This window comes from Pseudomonas sp. 05N433, from assembly GCF_056396925.1.
The window spans coordinates 1-578 of record NZ_JBFTML010000151.1 but is presented as its reverse complement, the minus strand read 5'-3'; the positions used below and the strand labels follow the sequence as shown (position 1 = coordinate 578).

Annotated in this window: 1 pseudogene; it reads right to left on the bottom strand. The window is 61.5% G+C overall.

Annotated features, from left to right (window positions below):
• A pseudogene (locus AC1DIS_RS30115) lies at positions 1 to 578 on the bottom strand (beta strand repeat-containing protein); the annotation flags it as partial.

Below are 578 nucleotides of genomic sequence, written 5' to 3'. Positions count from 1 at the left end.
CGCCAGAACCGTTGATGATGTAGACATCATCACCCGCGCCCCCATCAAGGGTCACGGTGCTCAGGTCAACGTTGAACGTGTCGTTGAACCCCGTACCGATGACCTTTTCGATGTTGACCAGGGTGTCGCCTTGCGCGTCACCACCRATKCCGGGGCGCCCGCCGCCGGTACGGATATCGACGTTGATCGCTTCGGCAGACGTCGAGTAGTCGACCGTGTCGATCCCCGCGCCSCCGTCGAAGCCCATCACCCGATCATCGGCGACAAAGGTGTCGTTGTAGCTGGAGCCACGGATCATTTCGATGTCGGTGAAGGTGTCRCCTGCCGCGATCCCGGAGTGCACGCCAGTTTTCAGGTTGAGGTTCACCGCCACGGTGCTGTCGGTGTAGCCGACAGTGTCCATACCGGCGCCGCCRAARAACTGRTCTGCACCGCCGCCACCAAACAGCACGTCATTACCGGCACCGCCGCTGATGATGTTGTCGCTGGCGTTGCCGTAACCGGTAAAGGCTGCCGCCCCGGTATACGTCAGGCGCTCAACGTTGGCCGCCATGGAGAAAGTGGCGTAGCTGGTTGGT